The organism is Paenibacillus sp. DS2015, from assembly GCF_050433705.1.
Classification (GTDB): domain Bacteria; phylum Bacillota; class Bacilli; order Paenibacillales; family Paenibacillaceae; genus Paenibacillus_AQ.
On record NZ_JBNPWS010000012.1, the window covers coordinates 81,621 to 101,670 of the forward strand.

At 39.3% G+C, this 20,050-nt stretch carries 14 protein-coding genes; 13 read left to right on the forward strand and 1 reads right to left on the reverse strand.

The window, feature by feature from the left end; all coding sequences use genetic code 11:
- Nucleotides 1–256 precede the first annotated feature (256 nt).
- Together J2T13_RS12525 and J2T13_RS12530 are read left to right on the forward strand one after the other, a co-directional pair.
- Nucleotides 257–3,427: a GNAT family N-acetyltransferase gene (locus J2T13_RS12525; protein ID WP_429371671.1), complete on the forward strand. Its 3,171-nt coding sequence runs from the start codon at nt 257–259 to the stop codon at nt 3,425–3,427.
- Complete coding sequence (locus J2T13_RS12530) at nt 3,414–4,289, forward strand: amidohydrolase family protein (protein ID WP_429371673.1); 876 nt, start codon at nt 3,414–3,416, stop codon at nt 4,287–4,289. The genes J2T13_RS12525 and J2T13_RS12530 overlap by 14 nt, the downstream gene beginning before the upstream one ends.
- Before the next feature lie 333 nt (nt 4,290–4,622).
- Here J2T13_RS12530 and sstT read toward each other — a convergent pair whose 3' ends face one another.
- On the reverse strand, nt 4,623–5,855 hold the full coding sequence (sstT, locus tag J2T13_RS12535) for a serine/threonine transporter SstT (RefSeq protein ID WP_429371675.1): 1,233 nt from the start codon (nt 5,853–5,855) through the stop codon (nt 4,623–4,625).
- 688 nt (nt 5,856–6,543) lie between these two features.
- Between sstT and J2T13_RS12540 the strand changes: the two genes are divergently transcribed.
- From J2T13_RS12540 to J2T13_RS12590, 11 genes are all read left to right on the forward strand, one after another.
- Nucleotides 6,544–8,781: a sulfatase-like hydrolase/transferase gene (locus J2T13_RS12540; RefSeq protein WP_429371677.1), complete on the forward strand. Its 2,238-nt coding sequence runs from the start codon at nt 6,544–6,546 to the stop codon at nt 8,779–8,781.
- A gap of 40 nt (nt 8,782–8,821) precedes the next feature.
- A complete protein-coding gene (locus J2T13_RS12545) occupies nt 8,822–9,817 on the forward strand; it encodes an aliphatic sulfonate ABC transporter substrate-binding protein (RefSeq protein WP_429371679.1) in 996 nt (331 codons plus the stop codon).
- Nucleotides 9,818–9,954: 137 nt separating this feature from the next.
- Nucleotides 9,955–10,266, forward strand: a complete 312-nt coding sequence (locus J2T13_RS12550) for a DUF305 domain-containing protein (protein WP_429371791.1) — start codon at nt 9,955–9,957, stop codon at nt 10,264–10,266.
- Nucleotides 10,267–10,378: 112 nt separating this feature from the next.
- Nucleotides 10,379–10,663, forward strand: a complete 285-nt coding sequence (locus J2T13_RS12555) for a hypothetical protein (protein ID WP_429371681.1) — start codon at nt 10,379–10,381, stop codon at nt 10,661–10,663.
- Between the two features lie 213 nt (nt 10,664–10,876).
- Complete coding sequence (locus J2T13_RS12560) at nt 10,877–11,056, forward strand: hypothetical protein (RefSeq protein ID WP_429371683.1); 180 nt, start codon at nt 10,877–10,879, stop codon at nt 11,054–11,056.
- Between the two features lie 278 nt (nt 11,057–11,334).
- Nucleotides 11,335–11,598 (forward strand): hypothetical protein, encoded by a 264-nt coding sequence (locus tag J2T13_RS12565; protein WP_429371685.1) that lies wholly within the window; start codon nt 11,335–11,337, stop codon nt 11,596–11,598.
- A 698-nt stretch (nt 11,599–12,296) separates the two neighbouring features.
- A complete protein-coding gene (locus J2T13_RS12570; protein ID WP_429371687.1) occupies nt 12,297–13,391 on the forward strand; it encodes an ABC-three component system protein in 1,095 nt (364 codons plus the stop codon).
- Nucleotides 13,388–13,891, forward strand: coding sequence for an ABC-three component system middle component 2 (locus tag J2T13_RS12575; RefSeq protein WP_429371689.1), 504 nt, complete (start codon nt 13,388–13,390; stop codon nt 13,889–13,891). Before J2T13_RS12570 ends, J2T13_RS12575 begins: the two co-directional genes overlap by 4 nt.
- A complete protein-coding gene (locus J2T13_RS12580) occupies nt 13,891–15,789 on the forward strand; it encodes a hypothetical protein (protein ID WP_429371690.1) in 1,899 nt (632 codons plus the stop codon). Before J2T13_RS12575 ends, J2T13_RS12580 begins: the two co-directional genes overlap by 1 nt.
- A gap of 32 nt (nt 15,790–15,821) precedes the next feature.
- Nucleotides 15,822–18,926, forward strand: coding sequence for a sacsin N-terminal ATP-binding-like domain-containing protein (locus J2T13_RS12585; RefSeq protein ID WP_429371691.1), 3,105 nt, complete (start codon nt 15,822–15,824; stop codon nt 18,924–18,926).
- Entirely contained in the window at nt 18,923–19,831 is a 909-nt protein-coding gene (locus J2T13_RS12590; RefSeq protein WP_429371693.1) for an AlbA family DNA-binding domain-containing protein, read from the forward strand. Before J2T13_RS12585 ends, J2T13_RS12590 begins: the two co-directional genes overlap by 4 nt.
- Nucleotides 19,832–20,050: the final 219 nt, after the last annotated feature.

Below are 20,050 nucleotides of genomic sequence, written 5' to 3' on the forward strand. Positions count from 1 at the left end.
GTATCATGCGCCCTGGCGTATTTGTCATGGAATGACTCGTTGATCTGCGCTGAATTGGCTCCTGCTTCTAGGTGGTAGATTTTATTTTAAAGTAATCTATCCGTGGTTCAATAATTCCATTTTATAGTATGATAAGAGTATTACTTATAGAGTCTACCAGAATAACCTATGGCAAGACGGCTAACCCAAAGAAGAGACTTTCGTGTATAAAAATGTAAAAGTACATACCTTTAGATGAAGATCAGGAGATGAGAGCATGACAACAAATGATACCGCAGAACAAATCCGAATTATCGAATACGATCCTTCCTACGCGGGAGCGGTCGCTGTTATGTGGAATCTTAGCAACGAAAGTTGGGGAGGCGGCACCAAGCAGAGGACGGAGGAGACTGTGCGCCGGGAGATGGAGATTTCGTCCAATCTTCATGTGTTTCTCGCCGTCGATGGCAAAGAGGTTATTGGTTTCTGCAGTTTCGCCCACTACCGTCAAGACGAAGGGGCACTGTATGTACCTCTATTGAATGTGAGACCCGATTATCACGGTTACAAGGTCGGTCGTAATCTAATTTTGAATGCCGTCCGCAAGACAGTGGAAGCGGGGTGGCCACGGCTGGATCTATTTACATGGGCAGGCAACACTAAAGCCGTACCCATGTATAAGAAATGCGGGTTCTTCTGGGAAAAAAATGAAGATAACGTCCATCTGATGAACTTCATTCCGACCGTATTGCAAACCGAAGTACTCGCTCCTTATTTTGAGGAGCTGGATTGGTATGTAGACAGCACTCGCGAGCTCGTTATCGAGCCGGATGGTCGCCGGGAGCGCGGCTTCGATTACTTTGATTACACATGGAGTAAGGGAGATCTCTATGTGCAAGCGGAATTCGAAAAGACGGGTCGCGGGCTGACAGCTCTCGACACTCCTGACTATACAATCTCCACCGAAATCGACGATCACGATCTTGTGTTCGGTTGCGCCTACAAGGTTCGCTATCACATCAAGAACAAATTGGCTTCCGAGCTGGCGATTGAGATCAAGGGGCGGGACGACAAGAGTATCCGATTTGCGCTGGATGCTACCCAAACGATTGCTCCGGGAGAAATGATCATCGTGGAGGGGGAATTTGAGCTTGACCCAGTTCGGGAGGAGCAACATGATAAGAAGACCCATCCTGTTGTCAAGAGCCAATGGGTTATCGGTGGCAAACAAGCCGAGTTCCGTATAGGTATCGCTCCGAAATTCCCAGTCAAGATGAAGATAGCACTGCCAGTTGAGGAGCTTTATCCGGACATACCGGCAGAGCTGTATCTGAACGTGGAGAACAATTTTGCTTCGGAAGCGGAGTTCGCTTTTGAATGGCCAGAGGATGAATGCGTGGAATGGACCGAGCCTACAGTACGTTTCACAGTTCCAGCTAAGGGAAAAGCATCTATCCCGGTATCCTTCATCTTGCGGTCCTACGGGCTCTATTCGCGGGAGGTTGACGTGACGGCCGTTCCGGCTGATAGGCAGGCAGTTTCCTTTACAAGCAAGTTGTCCGTCCTGATGAAGGGAACGCATGGCCGCTTTGGTGGGGAACGCGGGGAACAATGGGTCGCCGTGAATGGCGCATTCTCCCTCCATCTGGGTAAGCTCGATAATAACATGTGGATCGAATATCCTGGCTCGAACCACAGTTTCTGGTGGAACTATCCGAAGCTGGGTAAACCGTTTGCAGAAGAATTCTCCAAGAAGCAGGCCAAAGAAGTGAAGATCTACTCGGAAGAGGAGAGCCAAGTTCTTGAAGCCCTCTACGAGTCGGAAGAGTTCCCCGACCTGCAAATAAAGTCAGTAGCGAAGATATTCGCAAGTGGCATCGCTGAATTTCATCATGAAATTTGCAACACAAGCAGTATAGAGCTAGATGAGAATATGTATCTCCTGACGAATTTCGGTTTCTTCGGCAACCGACTTATCTTGCCATATCAGGGCCATTATGTGGATATGGGCGAGGCATATTCCAGTGATCCGAATCTTTGGGATAGCGCCCAGATTACCGAGAACTGGCTGTTCAACAAGGAAAGGGACTTCGCTTGCGGTATCTGTTGGGACCCTTCCCTGAAGCTGCTTCGTCCGGAATACCCACTTGGGCTGGAACATGATCTTGGCCGGATTTCCGGCGGTGCCGTCGTGCGAACGAAGGCGACTGTGTTTGCACTGAATACCTTCGCCAAGTGGTGGGATTTCCGCACCTTCGCCCTGAAGCAGTGTAACCCAGTCGTACCAGTGCTGGACGATCACCTCGAACTGGTGCTTGGCGGCGGTAATCCGTTCCTTGCGGGACTTTTGAAGGCAGAACTTATCGAAAGAAAGATGGTCCCCCTCGCCGGTAGCTTGGAACTTTATGTGCATAACGGTGAGGGAACGGAGCGGAAGGTTGCCGACATGAAGCTGTTAAGAGAGCAGGACGTTCGTTCTGCAAGCTTTGAGTTCTCCCCTGAGGAAAAGCAAGATTGGGGGAATGTCGAATCCGGTTGTAAGGTCCGGGCCGTCTATCACGGTGAGGATCGGGTTCAGGAGCGGCCGGCTCTATGGTTTCCTCATACGGAAGCAAGCGTTGTCTGCGAGATAGAGGAAGGTGCGGCGGGTCCCGTGTATGAGGTGAACAACGGAGTCCTCTCCATAGCGGCAGCCCCCGGCTTCAGTAGCGTCGTGCATTCCCTGAAGCATCAAGGCGAAGAATGGCTGGACAGTTCATATCCGGAAGCAGCACCGCGTTCTTGGTGGAATCCCTGGTATGGCGGACTTGGCGTGGATATACACGGCATAGGTGGCTTTAGCCGACAGCAGGAGCCGAGAAGTGCGACTTGGGCGGAGCAGACGGATGTGCACGGAAACATCTGGAAGGGACTCCGAATGACCACTGTCATCGAGAAGCAGGAAGCGAATCGGGGGATCACGATAAACCAGTATTACCTTATGCTGCCCGGTGTTCCTGTTCTCTGTGTGCTACATTCAGTGACCAACGAAAGTGGCATGGTTCTACCGCATTATTCGATCTCGGACGATAATTTCTTCAAGCCTTCGCCTGTCTTCTCCGAAGGATGGGTGGAAACCCCAGGAGAGGGAAAGTTCCTTCTCGGGAAGCTGGAAGTCCATCTTCAGTCCAAGGGACTCTTACGACTCGGCGCGGTTTCTCGTCAGAACATGCTGCATGTAGTGAATAGTTATTCCAATCAGAACTCATCAGCGTATGTGAACAACAAGGTGTTCTGTCATGGCGTGAATCACCATCTTTCCCTTAAGAACGGGGAAACCACCTGGACACAGCCGACTTTTCTGGTCTTGGGCGGTATGAATCTGAAACTAGAGGATGTTCGTGACCTTCTGAAATTGACCTTTGCCAGCCCTACCAACAAAAAGGAGTCCGCACATGCCAATTATTGACATTCATATTCATCTCTCAGACATCGACAGCTTTCATCAAACAGCGATCGAGCTGTCCAAAGTCGATTACACCGCCGCCGGTCTCAAAACGGAGTTTGACAAGAACGACATCATTCTAGGTATTGGAATGGGGGTCACGGAGCAGACAAAGGGAGCTTTCCCCGATTCCAGTTCACCCAACCCAATGGGTCTCGATTTGGAAGACAGTGTTCCGCCTTTCCTAATGGAATGTGTCGGTATCAACCCGAACAGGCTCACTGGCAAGCACGCTCTGGAGGAGTTGGACCGGATCGAAGCGCGGCTGCAAGCTCCCGAGGTGGCGGGAATCAAGCTATATGCTGGGTACTATCATCATTACGTCTATGACAAAATCTACACGCCGATCTATGAATTGGCCGCGAAGTACGGTGTGCCAGTGGTAATCCATACTGGCGATACCTACTCGATGAACGGATTGCTCAAGTACGCCCATCCGCTTACCGTAGATGAATTGGCCTATGAGCACCGCAACGTGAATTTCATGATCTGCCATCTGGGTGATCCTTGGGTGATGGACGCCGCGGAAGTAGTGGCTAAGAATCCTAACGTCTACGCGGATTTATCCGGCCTTGTCGTCGGTGATCGACCCCAGTTCGAACGGTTCATGAACGAACCGCTGTTCATGGACCATTTCCGCCGGGCCCTCGTGTACTGTGATCATTACGAGAAAATGCTGTTCGGAACCGACTGGCCGCTCGCACCGATCGACCTGTATGCGGAATTCATCCGCCGGCTCGTTCCGGAGCAACATCATGAGAAGGTATTCTATGAGAATGCCTTTAGGCTGTTTCCACGTATCCAGGAGCGGATCGCAGTGCTATGAGTGCATCAGTGACGCGTAGTAAAGTACGAGGGACTGAAGCTTAAGAAAACAAGCTATCCCCTTAGATAGAGCCAAGGTGATAGCTTGTTTTTGTTCTTCAATGGATAAAGGCTGATGAGCTTGCAGCGCAGGACTAATTACAATACTTACATGTAAAAGCTTATGATAAATATTATTCTTTACTGTTCAGTAAATTTATCATAATACCACAGATTATCATCGGATTCTAAAGAATCGCTATAGGAAGGGATTGACAAATTCAACCCCATTTACAAATGTTAAATTTGTGAATGGGGTTGTCCACATTTTGTGCGAAATCATAAGAATTAGTATCTAAGCATTAATAATAATTTCCTTACCTTCCTTACGCGTTTTAGCATATTCAGCTGTTGCTGTAAAAAGGACATCGGAAGATGAATTAAGTGCAGTTTCACAAGAGTCCTGCAACACACCAATGATGAAACCAACTCCAACGACCTGCATAGCAATTTCATTCGAAATTCCGAATAAGCTACATGCTAGAGGAATGAGCAGGAGAGATCCTCCGGCAACACCTGAAGCGCCTGCAGCTGATACAGCTGCTAAGACACTAAGAATAAGCGCGGTACCCATATCGACTTGAATGCCAAGAGTGTTAACTGCAGCAAGGGTTAAGACAGAAATCGTAACAGCTGCACCTGCCATATTAATGGTAGCCCCTAATGGGATCGAAACAGAATATGTATCCTCATCTAAACCTAGTTTTTCACATAAACTCATATTTACTGGGATGTTTGCAGCTGAGCTCCGAGTAAAGAATGCTGTAATACCACTTTCCTTCAAGCATTTAAAGACAAGTGGATATGGATTTTTACGAATATATAAGAATACAATTATTGGATTAACGACAATAGCTACAAAAACCATACATCCCAGGAGCACTAAAAGTAATTTCCCGTAGTCGAGCAAGGTTGAGAGTCCACTTGTTGCGATTGCATCAAAGACTAGCCCCATAATACCAATCGGCGCCAAATTGATAACCCATTTCACTAATTGAGATATAGCATCTGAGAAATTAGAAAGCATGTTTTTGGTAGAATCAGCAGCATTTCTTAACGTAATGCCAAGAAGTAAAGCCCAAGCAAGTATGCCAATATAATTGGCACTTATCAGAGCATCTATCGGGTTAGCAACGATGTTAAATAGTATTTTCTCAAGAACTTCCAGAATGCCACCTGGAGGTGTAAGATCTTGGGTACTTGTTGTTAGTCTTAATGTAACCGGAAATAGAAAACTAGCTACAACGGCCACTAATCCGGCTAGGAATGTACCTAAACCATAAAGGACAATAATCGATTTCATATTCGTTTGATGTCCACTTCTATGTTTAGAGATGGCACTCATAACCAAGAACAAGACTAGGATGGGGGCAACGGCCTTTAATGCACCTACAAACAATGAACCGAAGATAGATACCCATTGTGCGGCATCAGGAATTGTCAAAGCTAAGATAATACCAATCATCATTCCCAAAAGTATGCGTTTTACTAGGCTGACTTGGTTCCACTTGTTAATTAAATTACTCATTCATAACCCTCCGATATTATAATAGAAGCATAACAAAATAGAGTACAGCTGTTTCGCGGCATTGTGCCTGTTTTCACTTATGGTATATATTAGTTGTCAGTTTATCACGTATATTCCCGATTGTGAATGAAAGATATAATTATTGGTGTTTATATTTAAGATTCTAAAAAAAACTAAATATAGTTCGATAGTCCATTTCTTTCTTTAATATAGCATGAAAGCTTTCAATGGGTGCATTATCATAGGGACAAACTTTAGCCGAGAAGGGCTAGCTTATTCCCAAGCTGATGAGCTCTTCTCGTGTCTCACTCACTTTAAATTGGAGTTGTTGCTTAAGAAGTTCTTATCTAATGTTAGGCGCTCCATAGACACCATCTTGTTCGTGATAGATCCTGGTGATTGGTATCAACAGATTGGTAAACAGAAGGAGGGAAACGAGGTCAATTATATATAATTCCGACTAATTACATCTGTTTAATAAAATAAAGATTGACAGCTAATCTTCGTAGCTGATATTATTCACTCATATTCAAAAGGGTTAGGCGCACCAATCAAACTTAATATTCGATTTACTAGTCGACTGGACATCCAGAGATTCTGTTAAGAAAGGATTATTCTTTCTTTATGGAGTCTCTTTTTTCTGTATCTACATCAACAGATGAATTAAATATGAATAGGAGTTGTGAAGATGTCTAATGATTTTCAAGGAGAAATTAATCGATATGTAGAGGATAGTAAACCTTGGTGGCCTAGTCCGAAACGTCCACCAGAAGGTGCACCGAATGTCGTGTATATTGTTTTGGATGATACGGGGTATTCCCACCTAGGATGTTATGGGTCAGATATCTCCACTCCAAATATTGATAAATTAGCGAATGGTGGGCTTCGTTATACGAATTTCCATACAACCGCCATCTGCTCTCCAACTCGTGCTTGTTTGTTAACCGGAAGAAATCATCATTCTGTGGGGATGGGGTTTCTTGCTGATGCTAATAGTGGGTTTCCTAATGCGAGAGGTAAGATTAGTAAAGAAACAGCATTACTCAGTGAGATTCTGCAAGAAGAAGGATACAGCACGTTGGCGGTTGGCAAATGGCATCTTCTCCCGTCGGACGAACGTTCTGTAGCAGGACCTTTTGAACACTGGCCATTATCTAGAGGATTTGAACGCTATTATGGATTCTTGGGTGGAGAGACGAATCAGTGGAATCCAGATTTAGTGGCAGGTAACGAATACATTGATCAACCGAGAACAGCTGAAGAAGGGTATCACTTAACAGAAGATCTCACAGATAAAGCCATAAAATATGTTAGAGAACAGAAGAGCGCAGCGCCTGATAAGCCATTCTTCTTATATCTTGCGTATGGTGCCACGCATGCTCCTCACCATGCACCAGAAGAATTCATCCATAAATATGCCGGGAAATACGATCAAGGTTGGGATGTAGCTCGCGAACAATGGTTCGCACGTCAGAAGGAATTAGGTATTATTCCGGAAAATACAGTGCTTCCTGCACGTAACCCTGGAGTGAAAGCTTGGGATTCTTTGAACCCAACGGAGAAACGGTTGTTTACTAGAATGCAAGAAGTATTCGCAGGATTCCTGGATCATACAGACTATCATATTGGGCGATTGTTGACTGCATTGAGAGAAATAGAACAGTACGACAATACGATTATTGTTCTGGTATCAGATAATGGTGCAAGTCCAGAGGGTCAACAAGTGGGCACATGGAATGAATACAAGAATTTCAATGGAAAAGCCGAGCAAGCGGAACAAGAAATACAACATATTGATAAACTCGGTACACCAGATGCATACAATCACTACCCAACAGGCTGGGCGCAAGTAGGGAATACACCGCTTAAATGGTATAAAACCTTTGTGCACGCGGGTGGTGTTAAAGATCCATTTATTATTTCGTATCCAGATAAAATAAAGGATGCTGGTGGGATTCGAAGTCAATATCATCACGCCATAGATGTCGTTCCTACAATTCTCGAACTGGCAGGTATTGATGAACCAACGATAGTTAAGGGTACTGAGCAGAAATCAATAGAGGGAATTAGCTTGGCCTATAGTTTCGATCATCAATTAGATCCAAGCCAAAGAAAGACGCAATATTATGAAATGCTGGGTAATCGTGCAATCTATCATGAAGGTTGGAAGGCTGTCACTTACCATGTTCCAGGATCGTCGTTCGATGAGGATCGATGGGAACTATATCACGTAGATCAAGATTTCTCGGAGAACCAAGATCTTGCACAATCTGAACCGGAGAAGTTGAAAGAACTGATAGATCTATGGTGGGTGCAAGCAGAACAATATGGTGTATTACCGCTTGATGGACGTGGGTTGTTAGATAAGTATAGTAAGACCGAAGTTCCGAGAACGGTGACATATAAATACTATCCCAATCAAGATGGATTCCATCATTATGTTCTGTTAGATTCCAAATTATCGCATTCTATTGAAGCTGATCTGAATCGTTCTTCGATCCAAGAAGAAGGAGCGCTCATTGCGAATGGAGGGAGATTTGGTGGCTGGGCCTTCTATGTGAAGTATAACCGACTTGTATATCATAACAATTATATCGGTGAACATCATTATTCCATCGTATCTAATGAAGAACTGCCGCTTGGAAAGGTCCATGTTCGGTTCGATTATGAGGCTAACGAGGGATTTGGCAGTGTTGTGAAGCTATATATCAATAACAAATTAGTAGGTGAAGGAGATATCGAGAGGGTTGCTCACATCGGAGGTCCAGGTGTACTTTCAATTGGCAAAAGTGCATTGACACCGGTCTCGGAAGATTATGAATCTCCTTTTGCATTCACAGGTGAATTGAAGGAAGTTAGAGTCATTATTCCACAATTTGTTCGTGATCTTGCTGCAGAGACAGCCATCGAATTAGCCGTTGATTAAGAAGGATCAGAAATATATAGATTATAAAAGGGGTTATGTTATGAATCAAAAGAGGAAGTTCATATTATTCATTCTAGTTGTATCTATGATGTTATTATCTGCATGTGGTTCTACTTCTGAAGCGGGATCAGGAAAGTCGGAAGCATCATCGTTCACGATTAATATAGCTAACATGGGATTACCTATATTAAATGTTGCCAAAGAGAAAGGTTGGTTTGAAGAAGAATTCACTAAATTAGGTGCTACGGTTGCTTGGAGTAATCATCCTGCAGGGCCGCCCATTAATGAGGGTATCGCCTCTAAGCGTATCGATCTGGCTGTACTGGGGGAAGGCGCTGTGTTGTCTGGGGCAGCTAACAACATTGATGTCAAATTAATATCATTATTATCTGATGGAGTGAATGGTGTTAACTATCTTATTGCTCCAAAAGGTAGTGAAATTAAAACTGCTATTGATCTGAAGGGAAAGCAAATAGGCGTTAGTTTAGGAACGTCACATCATGTGTTTCTGCTGAAACTTCTTGATTCTGTTGGACTTCAGCAATCAGATGTTAAGATTGTTAATTTAACAATCATGGATGCACAGCCTGCATTTCAGACAGGTCAATTAGATGCATGGATAACAGCAGACCCTTTTGCAGATATAGAAGTGAAGACTAATGGTGCTATCCTGATTTCTTCAGGTGAGTCGCTGAATATAACATCTCCAACTTTCTATATCACCCGTGGTGAGTTTGCGAAGGAACATCCCGAAGCCGTGAAGGTATTTCTGCAAGTGATAGAGAAAGCTAATCAATTTGCAAAAGAACATCATGAGGAATTCATTGATTTAGCAGCGAAGAGTTCTGGTCGGGATCGCTCCCAGGTGGAAACATCCGCATCGAAAGCTGAATATCAAAGTTCTCCAACCCCCGATGAAATATTAAAAGAGCTTCAATCATCGGCTGATATTTTGACTGATCTAAAGTATTTGACTAAGAAAATAGATGTGAAAGAGATTGTGGATAATACGTTTATTACGGGGTTGAAGAAATAGAGGATTGTTTAAGTGATTTAAGTGATTCAAGTGATTCAAGTGTTTTAATTGAATAGAAGCGTAACGAACTATATTGTCTCTCACTGTGATTCTCATGAAATTTATGAGAATCATGAGTGGGGGATTTTTAGGCAGCTATTAAACAGGAAAATAATCACATCGCGAATATGCAAGATTTACAGCAGAAGTGTAGCTTAATAACAAATTCTGATTATGAACGATTACATTACACGAATAGATTTAGGGGAATAACTGAAATGATGTTCTATGAAATGGGTTCAGCCCATATTACAAATGGTGTAAATGCAAATTTTGTGAGAGAAATGATTCCGCATCACGAGGGAGTTGTACGCATGTCAAACAACGTACTTCAATTCAATACCTGTCCAATGCTAAAGCCGATTCTTTATGCCATCATAACCTCCATAGGTGAGGTATCAAACAAATGAAACAGCTGCTAGCAAGGATAGAATGTTGTTGAATTAGAAAAATGTAATGAATAAATCTTAGTTCAATAGGAGGAAGGTTAACTGATGGCGGCCTTTTGATTAAATTCAGGGAATGATGGAGTATGTTCAGAAGCTGTCATTCGAAACTGCACAAGGGAAGCAGACAACCGATGATCATTTTTTGAAAACAGAGTTTGCGACTGAAGATCTTGTAATGGCGGATAAATTCGGAGTAACAAATAGCCAAACGATCCCAGACATTAAGCAAGTGATTGCGGATGACTCAGTCGAAGAGGTGAGGATGCTTCGCTCCATGTACCTATATACCATTATGATAAAAGCACTAGGTCGGTATTGGTGGATGAAACAAAGCGTCCAATTTACCGAGCGATTGTAGAGAAATATCTTAAATCGCCATTTGGTTGACGCATAATAAGATACCCACGCCATACAACATTAAGCAGGATGGAAAGTACAAGGGCTGGTCGAGCATTACGGTTCAACGGTTGCTGGCAAGCAAAATCCATATGGGTTATACAGCACTTATGGCAAAACCCGTTCCAAGCGTGGTCAGGTGGAGCTTTTACTCGAAGAGGAGCGGATTAAAGTCATGGGAACACATGAAAAGCTGAAAACGCCGGAGGACCATGAAGTTATTATGGAGCCTCTACTTAAGAATCGCATGTTGAACCCCAATTCAAGACGTACTATTTTTCCATTGTCCGGCTTGCTGTATTGTGAAAAGTTCGGTTCACGGATGAGATCCCGAGTAGTTGAGAACAAGAAGTAAGGGCAGCATTGGAGTGGATTGTGCTATCACCAATACAAAGATGGCAGCAAATGTGAACAGCATGGCAAGGTAATGGATGTTGATTTTTTCAATGCTCTGTATGGTCGGATTAACCATGTTGATCCAAACATTTTGCGGGAGATTGAAATGCATGGCAGTCGGTATAATGATACTCAGGTGATAATCGAGGTCAAAGAGCAGGAATTTATAAAGCAGAAGCGGGGCTGGACAAGCTGTATGAATCGTATGAAAAGGACATGCTTACGAAGTAAGTATTTTTGGAGCGTAAAGCTATCCGATATAGGCAGATACAGAAGCTGGGGGAAGAGTCGAAGGATTTGCGGAAGGTTGTGATAGATGAAGGGAATTATCCGACCGTGGAGCAGATATATGAGCGGGTGGGTGAGTTTAGGGAGTTGTGGAGCGATGCGGTGACGAGTGAAGAGAAGAATCAGGCGTTGAAGAAGCTTGTGGAGCGGATTGTTTATAATCGGGAAGGGAATCGGGTGGTTTTGACGGTTTGTTATAGGATACTGAAATAAAATAAAGCATCTTAAACACTAAGCCTCTGGAATTATTTCCAGAGGCTTAGTGTTCTATTACTATTAAGCTTAATATTCGAGGAAATGGTACTGTGCCTAACACTTGAATAATATTAGATAGGTATTTAAATATGAGGTAGCTATGCTCATGGATGATTTTCAGAATTGAATTGAATAAAAGATATAATGAAAAAAACAGCAATAATGTTGAAATAAATTTGGTTGATGAAGTTCCTAAGAATAAGAAATACATATAATACCTTACTATGATTGAGATGAAAATGTTTCCAACGTCATTGATTTTTACTACTTAAAATATAATGATCCTGTTACTAAACGAGTGGACGAATTAGATAATCATTTGGCAGTAGTACTTTATCAAATGGCTTCCGCTAAATTATAGTGGATTTTTAATCGGGGAAAGGCGAGTCGTGATAATGCAAAAAAGAAGAACGAGGCATTTCCTGATATTTATAGATATAACAATGAGAACAATGGGACTATTTTTCCAGCTGAAGGGAAAGAGGGCGTCTAATCTATTCTTTCTAAAAATATCAATTACCTAGTTTGTAATTCTTATGAATACGTGGCGCTAGATATAGTTCTTAGTCACTAGGTTTTTTGTGAAATTTAAAGGAAATGCTTGGAAAATGTAGAATATGTTAATAAAGTATCATTTTTTGTTGAAAGGTGATTATATGGAAACTACTCTTAGTGACTTAGAACCATTCAAATTACCGCAAAAGCCGGATAATTACGACATTCTTTTTGGTTTGCCTATCCCACCTATAGATAGATTGCGAACATTTTCAGCAGATCAATTTGAGGACATGATTTGCGAATGGGTCGATGGATATTTGAAAAAAGAGTATACATCTGTGTATCGCTCAGGCTCGGCTGGTGATAAGGGAAGGGATATAGTTGCATTTGTAAATGATGATTCCCCGAATCATGTCTGGGATAATTATCAATGTAAACATTATGACCATCCGCTTTATCCAAGTGATGTATGGTTAGAATTGGGAAAACTATGCTATTACACATTTATTGAAGAATATACAATTCCAAGAAAGTACTTTTTGATTTCTTCTCGTGGTTTGGGAACTTCTTTATCTGAATTAATCGAGTATCCGACTCGTCTAAATGATGAATTAATCTCAGCTTGGGAAGATAAATGCAAGAGAAAGATTACGAATGTAAGTGAAGTTACCTTAACTAATGAGTTGTTGGAATATATCCAAAAGTTTGATTTTTCGATAATAAATCACTGTCCCCCTCAAAAATTAATAGAACAGTACAGCACTACACCTTTTTACAAATATCGTTTTGGTGGCGGACTAAATAAGCCTAGACCCCAGTCAGAGGCTCCGGGACCTTCAATAAAACCAGAAGAAGTAAGGTATGTTTCACAACTATTTGAAGCATATTCAGATCATCTTGGAAAAAGGGTGAGTGGTATTGAGGAGTTGAATAATTACAGCTCGCTGTATCGGCATTTTAATAGGCAGCGGGAAGACTATTATAAGGCAGAATCACTCAGACGATTTGCTAGAGATGAGTTGCCTTATGACGAGCCTTTTGAAAAGTTACAGGATGAAATTTATAGAGGAGTAGTAGACACTGCAGAGGATACTCATGCTAACGGCTTTGTATGTGTTAAGGAAACAATAAAAGAAGCTAGAAAATTAGAGATTACAAGCAATGTTTTAATTAGGTATATTGATGGAAGTGATAGAAGTGGAATATGCCATCAATTAGCGAACAATGACTCTCTGAACTGGGTGAGAAAATGAACGAGGTAAAATTAAGTAGAGAAACCTACCTATTCAATACTCCACTGGAAACTGGGCTTCGGTGCTTAGTGATTTTAGCGGGATTGGAAAATAAAGCTATAGATATTCAAAGGCTGATTTATTTGGATTATTTATTAACACATTATGGTGATGTTGAGCCAGAATTGGAGAGTCTACATCCTTCAACACCATCTCGATCTGGTGAAATACTGATAAAGCGAGATTTAGTAAACCAAGGACTTCACTTAATGATTAGCAAAAATCTTATTAACATCGAATATGGAAAAAGTGGAATTTTGTATAGGGCAACACCTTACTCCAAAGCGTTTCTTCAACATTTTGAGGCTAACTATATGCTACGGCTTCTGGATGTGAATAAATTACTGATAGACAAATTCTCTAATTATACTGACGTAGAACTCAAAACTTTTATAATGAGAAATATTGATCGTTGGGGTGGAGAATTTGTAAAAGAAGCTTTCGTAAGGGGGGGCAATTAATGAGCACAGAAGGTTTTTTGATTTCGGAAATCCGACTAACAGGAAAAAACAAGAGAAATGCTAGTATCGTACTCAAAAAAGGGCTTAATGTTATCTCAGGGGCTTCTGATACTGGGAAGACTTACATATTTCAATTAATAAACTATATGTTTGGTGGTAAAGATGAACCAAAAGAAATAGATGAAAGTATTGGTTATTCAACTATTTTTCTTGAACTTGAGAAATATGAAGGAGAATGCTACACATTAAAGCGTGAAATTGGTGATTCATCAATTTTTGTCTATGAGTCAAAAATTGATGATATTTTACTTCTTCAGAATTGTGTGAAACTAAAAGCTAAGCATGATAAGGATGACAAAGACAATATATCAACATTTCTTTTATCCTTAACGGGAATCAAAGATATGCTTTTAAGGAAAAATGCAAGAGGAACCAAAATATCTTTTTCTTTCAGAAATATCGTTGCTCTAATGATGCTAAACGAAGAAAAAATTATATCAGAGGAAGTTCCTATTTATTCCGGTATACCTACAAATAAAACGACAGAACAGTCTGCATTTAAGACTATTCTCACAGGTGTAGATGATAGCCATGGGGAAGAGATAGATGATCCTAAGATATACAGAACCCGACTTGAAGGAAAGTTGGAGTTTGTAAACTCTTTGTTGCAGACATTAAAGTTGGAATTGAAAGGAAACGATGCTCAAATCCAGGGCTATGATGCCCAAGAATTAACTTTAGAGATTGACAAATTGATGAGCGCATTATCAAGTAACAGCAAAGAAATTAACTTTAGAATGGGACAAAAGAAAGAAATATGGATTCAAGAACAAGAAATAAAATCAAGAATTTTAATGCTCCAAGAACTATTAGAAAGATTTAGATTGCTTGAAAAAAGTTATCTCTCTGATTTAGATCGACTTCAATTTCTTATCGAAGGGGATCACTATATCTCACAATTGTTTGATTCAAATTGTCCTGTTTGCAATAATCCTTTCAACTCAAAAACTACTGAGCATAATCATGATTTTTATTTAGAAGATTTACAGATTGCGTGTTCTGAGGAAAGTAATAAAATCAATGCTCAACTAATTGATCTTAGAGAAACATTAACTAATCTACAAAATGAGAATGAAGAAAACAATAAAAAAGTAAAACTTCTAAGTCAACAAATTAAGGAAATCGAATTAATGATTCAGCGTGAATTAAAGCCAGTTGCAGTATTAACGAAAGAAAAAATGGATAATTTGTTGAACGTAAAAAGATTTTTTCAAGAAATTGAACTTAATGAACGTCGTATTGCTGAGTATCAAACTAGCCAATTAGATATTATGAGGGAATTATCTAAAAAGAATCAGAAGATGAAATTCGTTAATGAAATAACAACAGAAATCTATGATGAGTTTGCTACAGAAGTGAAGGAGTTACTTGATGGATGGAACTATCCTGATTTAACAAGTGTTAGCATAGATTATGATGATCAGGAGTTAATTGTTTCGGGCAAGAAAAGAAAAAATCATGGAAAAGGTTATCGAGCAATATTAAATGCTGCTTTTGTTATTGCAATTATGAAATATACAAGAAGTGTTGGACTCAAGCATCCTGGACTGATTATTTTAGATTCTCCGTTAACTACTTATAAAGAAAGACTGAATCAAACAACACTAAGCAGCAGTGAAGAAGATATATCACTAGATATGAAGCAAGCTTTTTTTAATAATTTATCTGAACTTCGAAATGATGTCCAAGTAATCATTTTTGAGAATATAGACCCAATTAAAGAAGTACAGGATAACATGAATTATATTCACTTTAGCAAATTAAGTGGTGTGGGAAGATATGGGTTTATTCCAGTTGACAATATTTCTGAATCAGTTAGCAGTAATCAGATTAAATAAAAATTAAAAAGTTTAGGGTGGTAGTGGGAATAATGGAATTTTCGCAGAAAATACGTAATTTACGAAATAAAGCTCAAGAGACACAAGCTGCAAATAAAATAATTGATATGCTAGATGATTTGAAAATGAAGAATGATGAAACAACCTCATATAGATGGATTTGGGAACTCATACAAAATGCGAAAGACGTTGTTAACACAAGTGGGATGGTTGACATAACTATAAACTTTGACCAAGGCAATAATAGCGTTGAATTCAAACATAATGGGAAGCTGTTCTCAACTGAAAATGTTGTTTTTCTTATAGAACAAGTGTCCACAAAAGATCGCACAATAACTGATGAAAAAAGCAAAAATACTACAGGGAAATTTGGAACGGGTTTTTTAACTACTCACTTGCTTTCAGAAAAAGTTAGAGTTTCTGGATATCTGCAGGATGTTGGTGAGTCACCGTATTCTTTTAGTGTTGTTTTAGACCGATCAGGTGTGGATCAGCAATCAATAATTAATGCCATACAAGAAAGTTGTTTGGAGTTAGATAAGAACACTACCATAGTTATTGACAAAATAATAGACGATAAAGGTTTCAATACTTGCTTCACCTATGATTTGGATGAGTCTGGAGTGTCAACAGCAAAGAAAGGTCTGAGGAATCTACTTATTGCTGCACCTTACGTATTTGCATTTGTTCCTAAGATAGGCTCCATCACAGTTACAAGTGGTCAGTATATTCAAACAATTAGCCGCGGTAAAATGATTGAAATTGAACTTGAGGATGCAAAGTTAACAAATGTTGTAATTACAACAAATGGGGAAACAAAGGATAAATATATTTTTGTCTTGGGAAAGAATGATGTATCTATTGCAGTAGAAGTTGAACAGTGTGGAAATAATAATTTTACAGCAAAGTACGAACCTCAACTACCTAAGATATTTTGTGACTTTCCTCTCTTGGGAACAAATGATTTTTCATTCCCTGTAGTTGTAAATAGTCCTCTGTTTAATCCAACAGAACCACGAAATGGTATACGTTTAACGAATAAAGAACATAAACAAATAACAGAAAATAAGCAAATATTAATGGAGGCTTCACAACTTTATATTAAGATGGTGGACTACTTTTTAGAAAAAGGATACCAAGGGATTTATAACATTACTAAAATCTCTGAACAGCTTGATAAGGATTGGCTATCTAAAGAATGGTTTGAGCAAGAGATAATTAATAAATTAAAGTCTCATATCACAGCAATTCCTCTCATTTCTACACATAATGTTGGAAAAATGCCTCTTATGGATGAATCGGGCGGTACATGTGTATTCATTCCAAAAGATTTAGATGAATCTCTCAGGGGAAAAGTATGGACACTATCAAGCGAACTGATTCCCGATATGATTACAAAGCGTGAAGAATTAGAGTGTTGGTACAATTCTTTATGGGAAGAATGCCGAAATTACGGTTTATTAGATTTAATTAACCGAGTAGAAGCATTTGAAAATATTAGTGAGTTATCGAAACATCTTAATGTTAATGTAACTGACTGGTTAAATGAATTATTGGCATTATTCTATTCTAATGAATATTCGTATACCAACAACCTTGGCAGAAGTCCACGTATTTTGCCAAATCAATATGGTGAGTTTCGTACTTTAGATGAGGTATCACTTGATTGCGGTATTGATGAAGTATATAAAGACATATCTACCGTACTAAATTTGGATTTTAAAATTGAATTGTTGAATAAAGAAATTAATAGTAAATTTCTTACTAACATAAATAAACTCACGTTAGATGATGTTTTCTCAGAAATCCTAAAAAAATTGCATAGATCACATCCTGCAGTACAAGACTTTTATAAGAGTATTATTTCTCTTCAAGCTAAACAGAATAGTGAACAAAATGACTTTTTAAATCTTGTTTGTGAATTGCAAGGTAAAGATGTCTGGATAAGGAATAGTGTTTCGAAACATTCACAAGATTTATTAAAAATGGCCTTGAAATTCTGGAGAGAAAAAATAACCAAGGACATAGGCTCCTATGAAAGTATAAAAATCTTTTCCTCTAGTTTTAGATTCACTAGTCAGCATGAGGCGCTCATGTGGATGTCAAATTTTATTCGAATTTTGGTGAAATATGAGCAAGAGGGTTTATTGGATCAGATTGCTATATTGCCTGATCAATATGGGAATTTCAAAATGAGAGCAGAATTATCACAAGATTCAGGTGAAATTGATGAAATCCTTAAAGATGCATCTAAACAGGCTGGATATGATGTACGTGAAACATTGTTATCAAAAGACATTATTTTGGAGCTACCTGAAAATAGAACTGTATACCTAGAGGACATTTCTGAGAAAATCACACAGTATGTGAAAGAGAATAAAAGCAGTATTGTGCAAAACGATATTGATGTGAAAGAAGTATTTCAAAAAACATATCTTTGGCTTAGAGAAAATTCAACGAATGAAACGGTCAAAAAGTGCTTCAAAGAATTATTAACTAATATACATTGGTTTTATAATGATAATGATATTGCTGAGAATATGTCAAAAATTGAAGAATACAACGACATATTAGAGAAATATGGTGTTTCTGGAGTGCAAGAATTAGAGCAGATATTATCTCGCTCAAATGTTGAAAGTAGTTCAAGTAAAACGGTGGAGATTTCAATGGAAATTCTTGCACAATGGGGTATTTCAACAGAAGAAGATTTAAATCGAGCTCTGGAAAATAATGTGTTTGGTCCAGAATTTATTCATGATTCTAAACGCAACTCAGAATTATTCAGCTATGTCCAAGATATTCTTGAGCGCTCCAAGAATAAAATCATTGAATTTTTAGAAAAGAAAGAAAACGAAAATGGTGTTAAAGAATATGACGTTTCAGATCCGATCAGAATTAGTAATACTATCTTCGTAATAAAAAAACACGGTACTGATATTTATTTAATTACTCGACCATCTGATTATGGTCAAATAATATTATATTATGGTACTGAGTTGGATATGCTTGACTATGAAAAAGATTGTGAATTATGGGTTGAAGATGATAAGAGCGAACCGCAAAAAATTACATTTGGGAAAATATTAAAGCTGACTGGTGTTAACAAGATTCCACTTAGGAGCATAAGAGAGAAATGATTGATATTAATGAAGTAAAGCAATTACTGCAATCTCCTGATTCGAAAAATCTTATCTGTAGAAACTTAGAATTCAGACCACAAAATTTGGCTATGTTTATTGCTGCCCTGTCAAACATGACAGAGGGGTATGGTTATATTGTAATCGGGGTAATTAAAAATACAAATAATTACTCTATTAATGGAATAAGTAATGGATTCATATTAGATGAACCTATTAAACGGGCACTCAGTTTGTTATCCGAGCAACCACTAATAGAATTTGGTCCACTTAGTATTGAAGGTAAAAATATTTATGCAATAAAAGTGATAAATGTTGAAAATGAGATTTTCTTCAGTATTCCACAAAATACAGAGTCACTAACCGATTTATTTATTCGTGATCTTTACTTGGCATGCATCAAACTTCAAGCACGTAAGCTTTACGTTAGCACTACAGAAGATGAGCGTAATGACTTTATTACAGACTTGCTTGAAACAAATGGATATCATATAAAAGACCAAACTCGACGCGGAAGTTCTGCTAGTGGTAAATCATCTGGCGAAATTGATATTTTTGTTGAAAATAATAGAATGCCTTTTACTATTATCGAAGCCCTTAATTTAGATAGCTTAAATACTAATTATCTTGATGTTCATCTTGACAAGATATATTCCTACGATACAACAGGAAATGCATTCAATGTATGTTTGTCATATGTAAAAATTAAGGACTTTGGGTCTTTTTGGGATAGGTATTGTAACTACGTTAAAACACGTGAATATCCAGTAATGCTTGTCTCTTCTGATACAAATGCTGATAAAGATTATTCATACTCTGATATAAGATTCATGACAACGACGCATAATCGTTCGGGAAAACTCACATGCCTCTATCATATATGCGTAAAAATACAAGAAACATAGTTTGAAAGAGAGATTGTTAAAATTCACCAAAGATGACCAATAGGATTTTGACAAAATATTATTGGAAAACAAGTATACGTACTTAGATATGTTTTTTAACTATTGCGAGCTTCCGCCACCTTTTTGGGTAAACTAACCCCAGTGATGCCCCATGACAACTGACAAAGTACCCAATAGATTAGCCAAGGAAAAGTTACCATGGCAACACGCACATTACCT

Coding starts and splice junctions, on each gene's coding strand:
- J2T13_RS12525 (WP_429371671.1), top strand. CDS start 257: ATGACAACAAATGATACCGCAGAACAAATCCGAATTATCGAATACGAT.
- J2T13_RS12530 (WP_429371673.1), top strand. CDS start 3,414: ATGCCAATTATTGACATTCATATTCATCTCTCAGACATCGACAGCTTT.
- sstT (WP_429371675.1), bottom strand. CDS start 5,855: ATGAGTAATTTAATTAACAAGTGGAACCAAGTCAGCCTAGTAAAACGC.
- J2T13_RS12540 (WP_429371677.1), top strand. CDS start 6,544: ATGTCTAATGATTTTCAAGGAGAAATTAATCGATATGTAGAGGATAGT.
- J2T13_RS12545 (WP_429371679.1), top strand. CDS start 8,822: ATGAATCAAAAGAGGAAGTTCATATTATTCATTCTAGTTGTATCTATG.
- J2T13_RS12555 (WP_429371681.1), top strand. CDS start 10,379: ATGATGGAGTATGTTCAGAAGCTGTCATTCGAAACTGCACAAGGGAAG.
- J2T13_RS12560 (WP_429371683.1), top strand. CDS start 10,877: ATGGGAACACATGAAAAGCTGAAAACGCCGGAGGACCATGAAGTTATT.
- J2T13_RS12570 (WP_429371687.1), top strand. CDS start 12,297: ATGGAAACTACTCTTAGTGACTTAGAACCATTCAAATTACCGCAAAAG.
- J2T13_RS12575 (WP_429371689.1), top strand. CDS start 13,388: ATGAACGAGGTAAAATTAAGTAGAGAAACCTACCTATTCAATACTCCA.
- J2T13_RS12580 (WP_429371690.1), top strand. CDS start 13,891: ATGAGCACAGAAGGTTTTTTGATTTCGGAAATCCGACTAACAGGAAAA.
- J2T13_RS12585 (WP_429371691.1), top strand. CDS start 15,822: ATGGAATTTTCGCAGAAAATACGTAATTTACGAAATAAAGCTCAAGAG.
- J2T13_RS12590 (WP_429371693.1), top strand. CDS start 18,923: ATGATTGATATTAATGAAGTAAAGCAATTACTGCAATCTCCTGATTCG.